The organism is Photorhabdus bodei, assembly GCF_003287735.1.
GTDB lineage: Bacteria > Pseudomonadota > Gammaproteobacteria > Enterobacterales > Enterobacteriaceae > Photorhabdus > Photorhabdus kayaii.
This window is the reverse complement of sequence record NZ_NSCM01000001.1, coordinates 172,788-185,154: the sequence shown is the minus strand read 5'-3', so window position 1 is coordinate 185,154 and position 12,367 is coordinate 172,788. Positions and strand designations below refer to the sequence as shown.

9 protein-coding genes and 1 pseudogene are annotated in these 12,367 nt (G+C 41.4%); 6 read left to right on the top strand and 4 right to left on the bottom strand.

The features are described from left to right. Window positions 1–340 precede the first annotated feature (340 nt). Window positions 341–1,273: a 23S rRNA pseudouridine(2605) synthase RluB gene (gene rluB, locus CKY02_RS00750; protein ID WP_112879405.1), complete on the top strand. Its 933-nt coding sequence runs from the start codon at window positions 341–343 to the stop codon at window positions 1,271–1,273. A gap of 36 nt (window positions 1,274–1,309) precedes the next feature. On the opposite strand, the gene cobO is transcribed toward rluB, so the two are convergent. Together cobO and CKY02_RS00740 are read right to left on the bottom strand one after the other, a co-directional pair. Continuing rightward, window positions 1,310–1,906, bottom strand: coding sequence for a cob(I)yrinic acid a,c-diamide adenosyltransferase (gene cobO / locus CKY02_RS00745; RefSeq protein WP_162119941.1), 597 nt, complete (start codon window positions 1,904–1,906; stop codon window positions 1,310–1,312). Further along, window positions 1,906–2,670, bottom strand: coding sequence for a YciK family oxidoreductase (locus CKY02_RS00740; protein WP_112893850.1), 765 nt, complete (start codon window positions 2,668–2,670; stop codon window positions 1,906–1,908). Before CKY02_RS00740 ends, cobO begins: the two co-directional genes overlap by 1 nt. 297 nt (window positions 2,671–2,967) lie before the next feature. Here CKY02_RS00740 and catA point away from each other — a divergent pair, with 297 nt between their 5' ends. The 3 genes from catA to CKY02_RS00720 all read left to right on the top strand — a co-directional run bounded on the left by catA (window position 2,968) and on the right by CKY02_RS00720 (window position 6,580). Beyond that, entirely contained in the window at window positions 2,968–3,606 is a 639-nt protein-coding gene (gene catA, locus CKY02_RS00735; protein ID WP_112893849.1) for a type A chloramphenicol O-acetyltransferase, read from the top strand. Window positions 3,607–4,296: 690 nt separating this feature from the next. After that, window positions 4,297–5,343, top strand: a complete 1,047-nt coding sequence (sohB, locus tag CKY02_RS00725) for a protease SohB (protein WP_112894009.1) — start codon at window positions 4,297–4,299, stop codon at window positions 5,341–5,343. A 403-nt stretch (window positions 5,344–5,746) separates the two neighbouring features. Then, on the top strand, window positions 5,747–6,580 hold the full coding sequence (locus CKY02_RS00720; RefSeq protein WP_112893848.1) for an alpha/beta fold hydrolase: 834 nt from the start codon (window positions 5,747–5,749) through the stop codon (window positions 6,578–6,580). 215 nt (window positions 6,581–6,795) lie between these two features. Here the strand turns inward: CKY02_RS00720 and CKY02_RS00715 are convergent. After that, window positions 6,796–6,995, bottom strand: a pseudogene (locus tag CKY02_RS00715) (DUF2498 family protein); the annotation flags it as partial. Window positions 6,996–7,346: 351 nt separating this feature from the next. Between CKY02_RS00715 and topA the strand changes: the two are divergent. Further along, window positions 7,347–9,947 (top strand): type I DNA topoisomerase, encoded by a 2,601-nt coding sequence (topA, locus tag CKY02_RS00710; RefSeq protein WP_112879400.1) that lies wholly within the window; start codon window positions 7,347–7,349, stop codon window positions 9,945–9,947. Between the two features lie 304 nt (window positions 9,948–10,251). Continuing rightward, window positions 10,252–11,226 carry an HTH-type transcriptional regulator CysB gene (cysB, locus tag CKY02_RS00705; protein ID WP_112879399.1) on the top strand — a complete coding sequence of 325 codons (975 nt, stop codon included), beginning with the start codon at window positions 10,252–10,254 and terminating at the stop codon, window positions 11,224–11,226. Window positions 11,227–11,276: 50 nt separating this feature from the next. Here cysB and CKY02_RS00700 read toward each other — a convergent pair whose 3' ends face one another. Next, window positions 11,277–12,104 (bottom strand): hypothetical protein, encoded by an 828-nt coding sequence (locus CKY02_RS00700; RefSeq protein WP_112893847.1) that lies wholly within the window; start codon window positions 12,102–12,104, stop codon window positions 11,277–11,279. Window positions 12,105–12,367: the final 263 nt, after the last annotated feature.

Below are 12,367 nucleotides of genomic sequence, written 5' to 3'. Positions count from 1 at the left end.
TAGTATGAAATATGATCAGTGTTGGGTTTTTTAATCCTGATAATGGGGAATCTGTTATATTAAATGTCGGTAAATCGCGATAAGGATGGAGATATTGTTCCCTTACGCCAGTCATGATGTTTTCAGTTTTCGCGTGATGGGAATTGCTGGTGCTGGATTAGAATCATTGTGTCTGAAATTAGTGTAGAATGCTCGGCCACGGATTAGAATGTATGAGCTATTTTCTAGCATTCTATGCTATCAAATGTATTAAAATCAGTTTGTTATGATTGAATTCTATCATAACGTATTGATTGATATATAACACGACGCCTGTGAAGGCGACAACAGAGGTTGCTCAATGAGCGGTAAGATACAGAAATCTGAAAAGTTACAGAAAATTCTCGCGCGTTCCGGTCACGGTTCCCGCCGCGAAATAGAAGGTTATATTCAACAGGGGCGCGTCAGTGTTGACGGTAAGATTGCAACTTTAGGTGATCGCCTTGAAGTTCAGCCCGCCACAAAAATCCGCCTCGATGGTCGGGTATTAAATATCAAAGAATCACAAAAAGCGGTTTGCCGTGTTTTGGCTTATTACAAACCAGAGGGTGAGCTTTGTACTCGTCATGATCCAGAAGGACGGCCAACGGTTTTTGATCGTCTGCCTAAATTGCTAGGTTCCCGCTGGATAGCGGTTGGGCGTCTGGATGTGAATACCTGTGGTTTATTGTTATTTACCACGGATGGCGAACTGGCTAATCGCTTGATGCATCCAAGCCGTGAAGTTGAACGCGAATATGCTGTCCGTGTCTTTGGTGAAGTTGATGATGCCAAATTGAAACAACTGGCTAAAGGGATTCAACTGGAAGATGGTCCAGCTTCATTCCGTACTATCGCGTTTAAGGGGGGGGAGGGGATGAATCAATGGTATAACGTCACGCTGACAGAAGGACGTAACCGTGAAGTTCGTCGTCTTTGGGAAGCAGTTGGTGTACAGGTGAGCCGTCTTATTCGTGTGCGTTATGGGGATATTAGTTTGCCAAAAGGCTTACCACGCGGGGGATGGACGGAACTGGGTCTGGAGCAGACTAACTATTTACGCCAATTAGTGGATTTGAATGAAGAGACGGTTTCCAAAGTGGCCGTTGGGCGTGATCAACGCCGTCTTAAAGCTAACCAAATCCGCCGAGCGGTTAAACGCCATGCTCAAGTCGCATCGCGTCCATCGGCAGGTAAACGCCCGGGCAGTTCACGCCAGAATGCGGGGCGAACAACCGCACCAAAAGGTCGTTAAGTTTTCTGGGTCTCGTGTGTCATAACGGGGCCTTTTTTACCAATCGATCCCTTTTTGTGCCTTAATGCCGGCGTCAAAGGCATGTTTTACCGGGCGCATCTCTGTCACGGTATCTGCCATTTCCAATAATTCACGATGACAACCGCGGCCGGTGATAATCACGGATTGGTGTTCCGGTCGGTGGTTGAGCGCAGTAATAACTTCTTCCAGAGGAAGGTAGCCATAACTCACCATATAAGTCAGTTCATCCAAGACAACTAGATCCAAATCGGGATCAGATAACATCTCTAACGCATAGCGCCATACCTGTTGGCAGGCTACAGTATCCGTTTCCCGGCTTTGGGTTTCCCAGGTAAAACCTGTTGCCATAACATGAAAATTCACCCCATGCTGTTCCAGTAGATTTTTCTCGCCATTCTCCCATTTCCCCTTGATAAACTGGATCACACCGGCGCGAAATCCATGACCTATCGCTCGGGTCACGGTGCCAAATGCCGCAGTGGTTTTGCCTTTACCATTGCCGGTAAAAACGATGAGAATACCCCGTTCTAACTGGGCGGCTTCAATACGAAAATCCACTTTTTCTTTTAGGCGTTGTTGCCTTTTTTGATGTTGGTTGTCATTGATTGTCATTATTCGGCTGGTCCTGCTTTGCGTCCGGGTTGGGCATCAAAACTGATGCCTGTTTTATGCAGACTATCGCTGCCCATAAGATAAAGATACAGTGGCATAATATCTGCCGGTGTTTTCAGTTTAGCAGAATTTTCGTTAGGGAATGCGCGGGTGCGCATATTTGTGCGTGTACCGCCGGGATTAATACAATTAACGCGTAGAGAAGTGTGTTTATATTCAGCCGCTAAAACTTGCATCATGCCTTCGGTTGCAAATTTAGAGGCGGAATAGGCTCCCCAACCACAACGACCTTCGCGGCCAACGCTCGAACTGGTAAAGATTAATGATCCGTCAGGTGACTTCAATAATAGCGGTAATAAGGCTTGCGTTAACATAAAGGCCGCATTGACGTTGACTTGCATAACATCATGCCATAATTGCACTGGCTGCTCTGCCATCGGTGCGACAGCTCCCAGTAATCCGGCATTATGCAATACGCCATCCAGATGCGGATAATGTTGCGCTAAATCGCCAGCGAATGCCTGACACTCTTCGGCTGTGGCGGTAAGCAGATCCATGGTGTAAACAGTTGCAGGGGCACCACCTGCTTGTTCAATCTCTTTTTGGACAGTTTCCAGTTTGTGTGTTGTTCTGCCAAGTAAGATCACTTGTGCACCGTAACGGGCGTAAGTCAAAGCCGCTTCACGGCCAATACCCTCTCCAGCACCTGTCACCAAAATAATACGTTGTTGTAGGAGGTCATGTCTTGGTTGATAATGTAACATTTGAAGATTTCCTGTTGTTGACGGCGCGATTTGTTACCGTCGGAGGCCGTTCGGGCTATCAAAACAGAAAGTGATATATTGAGTCAAATTTGCCAAGGTTGATTGCTCAGGAGATAAACGGAGCATAGTTGCTGTGTTGGTAGTTATTTGTTTTTAGCTAATGTATAATTTTTCTTCGTCAGAGACTGAGTATTTAATCCAATTTCATACCGGAGTGATTATGAGTCCAATACAAACAGAAAGAGCAGCCCTTCTAATTTAATCAATTTGTTAAATTTTACATTAGAAGGGGAAAACATGAATTACTCAAAGGTTGATATAGATCTCTGGGATAGGAAAGAGCATTTTTTGCATTACCGTAATGTTGTGCAATGCGGATTTAGTCTAACAGCAAAAATTGATATTACCCATTTGTTATCTTCGTTGGTAGAAAAACAATATAAATTCTATCCAACCATGATTTATTTAATATCAAAAGTTGTGAACTCTTATTCTGAGTTCAGAATGGCTATAAAAGATGAAGAATTAATTGTATGGGATGGTGTAAATCCTGCGTATACAATCTTTCACAAGGAAATAGAAACATTCTCAGCGATTTGGACTGAGTTCAATTCTGATCTGTCCGAGTTTATGAAAAACTATTCTGATGATTATGAAACCTATAAAGATGATCTTTGCTTTTTTTCTAAACCAGAACTACCTGAAAATCACTTTCACATATCATCAGTGCCGTGGGTAAGTTTTGATGGATTTAACTTGAACATTGCAAGTTTTATCGATTATTTTCCACCCATATTTACAATGGGAAAATTTTACCAAAATGGAAATCAAACTCAGTTGCCTTTGGCAATTCAGGTGCATCATGCTGCTTGTGACGGTTTCCATGTGGGGCGTGTTATTAATAAATTACAAGAGCTATGTAACGATTTTATTTAGTTAAAGACAACCTGAATTATTTATGGATTAAATATGCCGCGCATTTAATGCACGGCATTATAAAAAAATTCAGAGAGATATAAAAAACAGAGCAGCAGCGCTGGAGATAAAATCTCAACTGGAATAAAAACAACGGCAGATAACACCGATAATATTACTGTTTTTTACGTTTTTTCCTGAAATAAAAAAATAACTAAATATTGCAAATAATATAAAGAAAACAGTCAATTTTACTACATTTAATAAAATGAATATCATAGTCTTTTTCTCTCATTAATGAAGTTTGGGGTATATTATTCCCGACGTCTTATCAATGTAGTCAGCGAACCATTGCATCATCTATAGCGATAACGGTCTCTTTTCCCATTGTTCGATAATTTCCTGCTTCTCTTTCAGATAGTTGTAACGATCAAGTAGTTGTAACAGTCAGGTAGTGGTAACAGTCATAGTGCTTGGTTGAAACGCCGGGTTTTTGTGATTCTGCAATCTAATCCCTCATTTTTGAACTGGTCCCCCATTTCTCTATCTAATGGTGTAGAATTAGCTACTGAGGCCGATATACTGGACGTTTTTATTTGTACATATTCGTATTTATTGAATGAGAATTAATTATAATATATTGTTTTTAAATGAAAAAAATTAAATGCATTTATTGTAAATTCATAGTCTAAGAAACAAAAGGTGGATTTTGTGGAGTACTTATCTCTTTACGGGTTGTTTTTAGCCAAAGTAGTTACATTGGTGTTGGCTGTTATTGCTTTGGCAATATTCGGTATTGGCATGGGAATGCGGAAATCCTCGCTAAAAGGAGAACTGAAACTCACCGACCTTGGTGAATCATATCGGGATAAACAGCGTCAAATGCAGCGGGCACGTATGACGGAAGCGGAAGGAAAAATCTGGCGGAAAGCGTTTAATAAGCAACAAAAGCTCGAATCCAAGCAGAAGAAGAGTGACGCTAAGGCCGGTCATAAAGGGTTACAGAAACCTTGTCTTTATGTGCTGGATTTTAAAGGAAGTATGGATGCACATGAAGTCGATTCATTACGTGAAGAGATTAGCGCAATTCTGGCCGTGGCAGATGCAAAAGATGAAGTGTTGTTACGTCTGGAAAGTCCCGGAGGCATGGTGCATGGCTATGGATTGGCGGCTTCTCAGCTTGCCCGTTTGCGTCAGAAAGGGATTCGCTTGACTATCGCCGTAGATAAAGTTGCTGCCAGTGGGGGCTATATGATGGCTTGTGTTGCTGATCGTGTAGTTGCTGCACCCTTTGCCATTATTGGTTCTATTGGCGTGGTCGCTCAGATTCCGAACATTCATAAGTTATTGAAGAAAAATGATATTGATGTGGAACTCCATACGGCTGGTGAATATAAACGTACACTGACTGTGTTGGGGGAAAATACAGAGCAGGGTCGGAAAAAGTTTCAGGAAGATCTGAATCAGACTCACGAACTATTCAAATCGTTTATTCATACTCATCGCCCATCACTTGACGTGGAGAGTGTGGCGACAGGCGAATACTGGTACGGCTCACAGGCGAAAGAGAAGGGATTGATTGACGAAATTGGTGTCAGCGATGATTTGTTGATCGCTCAAATAGATAACTGTGAAGTTATTGGTGTCAGTTATACACGCCGTAAACGCATGGTAGAGCGTTTCACCGGCAATGCAATGGAAAGTATTGATAAACTATTATTGCGCTGGTGGCAAAGAGGGGAGAAGCCTCTGCTTTAATTAAAGTTCCGCTATTTTGAATCAATTATCTTGGCGTACCCCAAGGCGTTCTATTTCGACGTTCAGGGGTACCTTGATATATTGCTTAATTGTAGTGCTAATTGAATAGAGTGACGCTTATTCTCATGATGTTATTCCTCTGAAAAGTCAGGTATTTTGGCCCTGTTAAAATATTACAGGTGTTACATAATTTGCTTTACATCCCCCTTCCTGCTTGTGATGAGCCGCAGGCTTTTCTACACCAATAGTTGATACTCTGGCTTTGCGTTTATGTGTTCTGTCTGGCTGATTTTCAAATAAATACAAGTCACTTTTGCACAGCGTTATTGGCGTCTTTAAACGCATTATGAAAATTCCCGAAGAATGGCAACTTACAATAATATTCATAAGGAAATAAAGTATTATGGCTATTTCACAATACGATATTCATACCAGTCATGCTGTCATCTCTGTTGCTGATACGGGAGGTGATGGGTTACCGGTCCTCCTTATACACGGTAATTCGAGTTGCAAAGACGTTTTTCGCCATCAAATTAACTGTTTTGGTGACGAATACCGGATTTTAGCGATTGATTTACCAGGGCACGGTGCTTCATCAAATGCAGTGGACCCTCGCCGGACCTATTCGATACCTGGTTATGCTCTTTGCATCATCGAAGTACTGGAAAAATTAGGCATCGATAAAGTTGCCGTTTTCGGATGGTCACTGGGGGGACATATCGGTTTAGAGCTGATCCCGCGATTCCCAGGGGTTGTTGGGCTAATGATTTGTGGCACGCCGCCGGTTAGTCCAGGCGCGGAGAATGTCAGTCTTGGATTTAAACCAAGCCGGTTTATGGCAATATCGGGTAAGGCTTCGCTGACAGAAGAGGAGATTACGGATTATACTCTGGCGTTGTATGGAGAAAACGCACTTTGTGAGCCATTTTTGAGATCCGCAGTGGCGCGGACCGATGGTTTGGCCCGGCAGTATATGTCTGAAGCGTCGGTTTCACCGGACGTTATGGATCAACGGTTATTGGTTGAAACAAACCCAACACCACTGGCTATCGTTAATGGCGCAGAAGATTTATTCGTTAATATTGATTACATTAACGGGATAACCTACAAAAATCTCTGGACTGGTCAGGTGTATAACTTGCTCAACTTGGGACATGGGCCATTTTGGGAAGCACCAGAGCTGTTTAATCGTTTGATGGCGGGTTTTCTCTCTGATCTCACCTTAGAAGTGTTGTAGTTTACCGTCAGAGCTGTTTTATACCCGGCAGATATATTTTTATACCTGTCACCTTTCAAGTTGCCTCTTTGTTGGCTGCACTCACTCACCCCGGTCACATAGTTATCTATGCTCCCGGGGACTCGCTCCCTTGCCGTCGCGATGCATCTTGAAATCTATAGGGTATATATCGTTTTTATATATCTGCCTATTCGTTGCTCAATAAATTTTTGTTATTAATTTTCGAGATAATATTGTTTCGACAGGATATGCGTCAGGTGTTTGAACATATTGAAAATAGCAGTACTTTTTACTGTGGGTAAACCATTTTCCCTTAGAAAAAATTCACCATTAATACTAATACATTTCCTTTTTGTTTTACGCTACTTATATACATGCCATGAATAAAATCTTCACGTTGGTGGATAATATCGCTGGCTTTTTTTAGTCATTGTTCACCTTTAATCGGTGTTGTTCTGTTTTATCTTTTTCTATCCTTAATCAAAAATAATTTGTTGCGCATCATTTTTTATCAGGTAGAGTGTGAACTTTTCATCATGCAGATGGAAGATTTTGTTTACGGTGATCGCTTCATTCATTTGCATAGATCATGGGCGGTATCTAAAATACCTTAGATAATTCAATATGTTTCGAGTTTGGGAAAATCAACTGAATAAAAATGAGTTGATATATTGAGAATCTATCGCAATATAAAAAGAGGTTTTAAATACCGTGATATGGCGCAGTGAATTCCACCATCTGAAAAGATAATTAGGTAAAGATAACTATGGGTAAAGCTCTTGTAATAGTGGAGTCCCCGGCAAAGGCCAAAACGATCAACAAATATTTGGGGAGTGACTACGTGGTGAAATCCAGCGTTGGTCATATCCGTGATTTGCCGACCAGTGGCTCAGCCAGCCAAAAGAGTTCGAGCTCATCTACCGATAAGTCTAAGAAGAAGGTTAAAAAAGATGAGAAAGCTGCATTAGTCAACCGCATGGGCGTTGATCCATACCGTGGTTGGGAAGCGAATTATCAGATTTTGCCGGGCAAAGAGAAGGTCGTGGCAGAGCTAAAATCACTGGCTGAAAAAGTTGATCATGTTTATCTCGCAACGGATCTTGACCGAGAGGGAGAAGCCATTGCATGGCACTTGCGGGAAGTGATTGGCGGTGATGGCGATCGTTTTAGCCGGGTTGTTTTTAATGAAATCACTAAAAATGCCATTAAACAGGCATTTGATAATCCGGGTGAATTAAATATTCACCGGATAAATGCTCAACAAGCTCGCCGTTTTATGGATCGAGTCGTGGGTTATATGGTTTCTCCGCTACTGTGGAAAAAGGTGGCTAGAGGGCTATCTGCCGGTCGTGTGCAATCGGTGGCGGTGCGCCTTGTAGTAGAAAGAGAGCGTGAAATTAAAGCGTTTGTACCGGTAGAATATTGGCAATTACATGCTGATTTGCTGGCGAAAGGCGAAATTTCACTGCATATGGAAGTGACCCATCAGCAGGGTAAACCGTTTAAGCCGGTTAATAGTGAACAAACTCAAGCCGCCGTCTCTTTACTGGAAAAAGCCCGTTACAAAGTGATCGATCGTGAAGATCGTCCAACCTCCAGTAAACCGAGTGCGCCGTTTATCACATCTACATTGCAACAGGCGGCCAGCACGCGTTTAGGGTTTGGTGTTAAAAAGACCATGATGATGGCTCAGCGTTTGTATGAGGCCGGATATATTACTTATATGCGTACCGATTCAACTAACTTGAGTCAGGATGCGCTGGATATGGTTCGTGGTTATATCAGTGATAATTTTGGCGATAAATACCTGCCAAAAGCAGCCAATACTTACAGCAGTAAAGAGAATTCACAGGAAGCGCATGAAGCGATTCGTCCTTCCAGTGTTGATATCATGGCAGAGCAACTGAAAGACATGGATGCGGATGCACAGAAGCTGTATCAGCTAATCTGGCGTCAGTTTGTGGCTTGTCAGATGACACCGGCGAAATACGATTCCACAACATTGATGGTACAGGCGGGTGATTTTGAATTGCGGGCCAAAGGTCGTACACTGCGTTTTGATGGCTGGACAAAAGTGATGCCTGTGTTGCGCAAAGGTGATGAAGACCACACGTTGCCGGTTGTTGAAATTGGTATAGAACTTGATTTGCAACAACTGATCCCAAGCCAGCACTTCACCAAACCACCGGCACGTTACAGTGAGGCATCCCTGGTTAAAGAGCTGGAGAAACGCAGTATTGGTCGCCCATCCACTTATGCTTCCATTATCTCCACGATTCAGGAGCGTGGTTATGTTCGCGTGGAGAGTCGCCGTTTTTACTCGGAGAAAATGGGAGAAATTGTTACTGATCGTCTGGAAGAAAATTTCAACGAGCTGATGAGTTATGATTTTACTGCGCGAATGGAAGATCAGCTTGATCAGGTTGCAAGTAACAAAGCCGAATGGAAAGGGATTCTGGATGAGTTTTTCACAGATTTTAGTGAACAGCTAGACGTCGCCAATAAAGAGCCGGAAGATGGCGGTATGCGGCCTAATCCGATGGTAATTACCTCTATTGAGTGCCCGACATGTCAGCGCTCTATGGGCATTCGAACGGCAACCACTGGTGTTTTCTTGGGTTGTTCTGGTTATGCGTTATCACCTAAAGAGCGTTGTAAGCAGACGATAAACCTTATCCCTGAAAATGAAATTCTTAATGTCTTGGAAGGGGATGAGGCGGAAACCAACGCATTGCGCGCCCGTCGTCGCTGTAAAAAATGTGGTACAGCGATGGACAGTTACCTTATTGATAGCCAACGTAAGTTACATGTTTGTGGTAATAACCCGGCTTGTGATGGCTACAAAGTGGAAGAGGGTGAATTTCGCATTAAGGGATATGACGGTCCTGTTATCGAATGTGATAAATGTGGCGCTGAAATGCACTTGAAAATGGGGCGTTTTGGTAAATACATGGGCTGCACCAATGAAACTTGTAAAAATACCCGCAAAATCTTGCGCAGTGGAGAAGTCGCGCCACCAAAAGAGGATCCGGTTCCGCTACCAGAGCTTCCTTGTGAAAAATCTGATGCCTATTTTGTATTGCGTGATGGTGCGGCCGGTGTATTTTTAGCAGCAAATACTTTCCCTAAATCCAGAGAAACCAGAGCGCCGTTGGTAGAAGAGTTAGCGCGTTTTAAAGAACGTTTGCCGGAGAAATTACGCTATCTGGCTGATGCGCCCGTGGCGGATGCTGAAGGTAATAAAGCAGTTATCCGTTTTAGCCGTAAGACTAAGCAGCAATATGCTTCTTCAGAGAAAAATGGCAAGGCAACGGGGTGGAGTGTGTTTTATGTTGATGGGAAATGGGTTGAGAAAGACAAAAAGTAACAATTTCTGACAGAATCAACACTCTCTTTTTCTCAGAAAAGGGATTATTTTCTTCTATTAAGCCAACCTTATAGGTTGGCTTTTTTCGCCTATTGGCATTATCTTAAAATATATGAATTAGAATCCGGTTAAACATTCATTATGAATTTTTAATTATTCGTTATATAAATATATAATCGTGTTATAGTGGTTATATGCGACAACAATATTATTTCTATTCGTTATAATAAATAGCAAACAGCAATATCAGTCCAGATTTCTAAGTCATAATTGTTCACAGCGTTTATTTTGGGATGGTGTTTATATGAAATTGCAACAGCTTCGTTACATCGTGGAGGTGGTAAACCACAACCTCAATGTTTCATCTACGGCAGAAGGACTGTATACCTCTCAACCCGGTATCAGTAAGCAGGTCAGAATGCTTGAAGATGAATTAGGTATTCAGATTTTTTCCCGTAGTGGTAAACACCTGACACATGTTACTCCCGCAGGTGAAGAGGTTGTCCGAATTTCTCGTGAAGTATTATCTAAGATTGATGCAATACGGTCAGTTGCTAGTGAACATACTTATCCGAATCGTGGTTCGCTATATATCGCTACTACTCATACACAGGCCCGTTATGCATTACCTCCTGTGATTAAAGGCTTTATTGAACGTTATCCGCAGGTCTCTTTACACATGCATCAGGGGTCGCCAACACAAATTGCTGAAGCTGTCAGTAAAGGTAGTGCTGATTTTGCTATTGCAACTGAGGCACTGCATTTATATGAAGACTTGATAATGTTGCCTTGTTACCATTGGAACAGGACGCTGGTGGTCACGTCGGATCACCCGCTGGCAGGTAAAGAGAGTGTTTCAATTGAAGAACTGGCTGAATATCAACTGGTCACTTATACATTTGGTTTTACCGGTCGTTCTGAGTTAGATGTCGCGTTCGATAAAGTGGGCTTAAAGCCTAAAATTGTTTTCACTGCGACGGATGCCGATGTCATTAAAACTTATGTCCGGTTAGGATTAGGTGTGGGGGTTATTGCCAACATGGCGGTTGATCCGGTGCAGGATAATGACCTTGTTTGCATTGATATGCGTGATAAATTCAGCTACAGCACAACTAAGATTGGTTTTCGTCGCAGTAGTTTCTTGCGCAGCTACATGTATGATTTTATGTGGCGTTTTGCGCCTCACCTGACGCGTGATGTTATTGATCAGGCAGTTGCTTTACGCTCAAATGAAGATATCGAAGTCATGTTCAAAGATATCAAATTACCAATCGTATAATGAAATAATTAGGGAGCTAATGATTGCTATTGGCTCCCTAATTTTGCTTATCAGATCGGTTCAAACTCACCACTGAAGAAATCATCAGAATCTTCTATTGATGTTTTTCTTTGTTTGTTGATGAAATTATCAAAACTGGCTTTAATCTCAGGATTTTCGAGCGCCTCATAGTCTAAAACCGATATTAAGGATGAATACTCAAAATCAATATAGATATTTTCATTAGAAGCACAACTTGATAAAAAGTTTGAATTAGTGCTATCAAAATTAACTCGATAAAGTTTTAGTTTCGGAATATATACGGTCTTCTCTCCTACAATCAAGGTATCGATAGCAATCGTTAGTGTCACAGTAGAATAGAAGCCTTTATTTTTCCGTATGCCCAAACGAATCGTTTCCCCTTGCTTGGTAAGAAACTTAGCGAAATCTGGCAGCATATCTGTATTTTCGAATACAACCACATTCATAATGAAATTAAGGAAACTTTTTGAGATGCTTAAACCATTTAATGAATCGGTGTAATTTTTAGATTCAACTTTGCTAGTACCCATTAGAGGTAATTTGTTAACGACTTTAGTCCAAAAGTCCATATCTGTTTTATATTGCTCTCCATACTTTTCCGCGTATTTATTGACATAATTGGTTGCGATGGAGGATAGTACAATTAATGTTTGACTTAAGGAATTAGTTTTATCTATTATTTCTGGTTTATCAGATAATTGTTTGGCTATAATGAACTGAACTAAACCATCCTTTTCATTATATTTATTGGTATTTTCTATACTAAAATAAGCGTCGTCGATGTGAAAAAACGTATTAGCTTCATTGATTTTTGCGATATGTTCCTGATTATTTGTAATTGCGTTTTTTATATCCATTATTTTGTCCTTGTTTTTTTATTGATAATTTGAATCCAATTGAATTGTCAGCGGGTTAATTCTAGCTGATTATCATTCGATTGTTTACTCGACTAAATTATCAAAATTTATTACTGAAATTCTGATAGTTACACTGAATTGATTCATTGTGCGGTAATGAGAAGCAAATATTTGCTTATATGTTATGTTTAATTTGTGCCATTATCATTAACGGCTAGGCACTAAGGTTGTTTTGAGTTATGCCAGTATAAGAAGAAGGAGGA

Excerpts from the sequence above, each read along its gene's own strand:
- catA (WP_112893849.1), top strand. The coding sequence starts at position 2,968 with ATGAATTACTCAAAGGTTGATATAGATCTCTGGGATAGGAAAGAGCAT.
- cysB (WP_112879399.1), top strand. The coding sequence starts at position 10,252 with ATGAAATTGCAACAGCTTCGTTACATCGTGGAGGTGGTAAACCACAAC.
- rluB (WP_112879405.1), top strand. The coding sequence starts at position 341 with ATGAGCGGTAAGATACAGAAATCTGAAAAGTTACAGAAAATTCTCGCG.
- CKY02_RS00720 (WP_112893848.1), top strand. The coding sequence starts at position 5,747 with ATGGCTATTTCACAATACGATATTCATACCAGTCATGCTGTCATCTCT.
- topA (WP_112879400.1), top strand. The coding sequence starts at position 7,347 with ATGGGTAAAGCTCTTGTAATAGTGGAGTCCCCGGCAAAGGCCAAAACG.
- CKY02_RS00700 (WP_112893847.1), bottom strand. The coding sequence starts at position 12,104 with ATGGATATAAAAAACGCAATTACAAATAATCAGGAACATATCGCAAAA.
- CKY02_RS00740 (WP_112893850.1), bottom strand. The coding sequence starts at position 2,670 with ATGTTACATTATCAACCAAGACATGACCTCCTACAACAACGTATTATT.
- cobO (WP_162119941.1), bottom strand. The coding sequence starts at position 1,906 with ATGACAATCAATGACAACCAACATCAAAAAAGGCAACAACGCCTAAAA.